Consider the following 1,149-nt stretch of genomic DNA (forward strand, 5'->3'; position numbering starts at 1 on the left):
CACGGCGGCAGACCTAGGCACGCTCCCATTTCACGATCCACGAAAGAACTGACGACTCAGGACACTAGCCAGTAGCACCGAGGAGCCTTACCGCCATGATCTCCCGGGGCCATCTTCCAGGGCTGGTGAGGACCGAAGTGCCTGTTAGCTCGGCGACATGGGCGCAAGCGAGCTCAACGCCCGTCACATGGACCGCCATGGAGCATCGGGGCGCTTAAGGAGATGGCGACCACGAAGCTCAACCGGAAGCACCTAATCATTACGGCCCTCGTCACAATCGGTTTGATCTCCATCGTCATCCGAGCCGTGCGCGAAGCGGATTACAGCTTGGTTGACGCCGCTTACGGGCTTGCCTATGAGGCCCTCCCGACCGCCCTGTTTTACGTTCTCACCGACAGTCTCATCGGACGCTTCGAGACTCGCCAGCAACGGCGTCTCGATGCGCTTCGCCGACTGCGCGGCGCCCCATCCGACTCCAATGCCGCCCTACTGGACGACATCGCTGTGGGTAACGAACTGCGACTCGCGGATATGATAGGCGCGCAGCTTGAAGGCATTGAAATTAGAGGGAAGCGCATTCCCGAGGGCCGGATTGATGGCGCCAACGCCGACCGATGCCACATCATCGACTGTCGGGTGGCAAACCTATCGGCTAGGGGCGCTTCCCTCCGCCTGGCGGTCTTCGATCAATCTAGCTTCACAGCGTCCTCATTCCACGAGGCAGATCTTAGCGGCGCACTCTTTGCCAGCTGCAATCTCCAGGGACGAGACTACTTCCGCGGCGCATCGATGGCCGATGTCCGGTTCGTTGACTGCTCGTTCGGTCCGGGAGTTCTCGAGCATGTCCCGACAGTAGGGCCCAAGTTCATCAGGTGCACTGGTGCGGCCAGTGGCTAGAAGAGCAGGAATACTTTGCCTCGGAGCGCTCAACGAAGATGAGGTCCATGTCGGTACGGTTCCACGAATCCTAATCGAATTGCTTGCAGACAGCGGAGTTAAATACGCGCCCTACGGGGAGATCGTGCTTCCCGATGAGCTCGCCGAACGAGTTCGATCGCACCTAACAAGTCCTGCGCACTCGCATCTCGGCGGTGCTGCTTTCAATGTCGCCCGCATCCTAGCCTCGCTGATTCCTGAGGTCAGAATCGG

1 protein-coding gene is annotated in these 1,149 nt (G+C 59.7%); it reads left to right on the forward strand.

What is annotated here, in order from left to right:
- The first annotated feature begins 222 nt into the window (after positions 1–222).
- Complete coding sequence (locus tag BCD49_RS08660) at positions 223–897, forward strand: pentapeptide repeat-containing protein (protein WP_007507711.1); 675 nt, start codon at positions 223–225, stop codon at positions 895–897.
- Positions 898–1,149 lie beyond the last annotated feature (252 nt).

Origin of the sequence: Pseudofrankia sp. EUN1h, from assembly GCF_001854645.1 — a bacterium.
GTDB classification, from domain to species: domain Bacteria; phylum Actinomycetota; class Actinomycetes; order Frankiales; family Frankiaceae; genus Pseudofrankia; species Pseudofrankia saprophytica.

Excerpts from the sequence above, each read along its gene's own strand:
- BCD49_RS08660 (WP_007507711.1), top strand. The coding sequence starts at position 223 with ATGGCGACCACGAAGCTCAACCGGAAGCACCTAATCATTACGGCCCTC.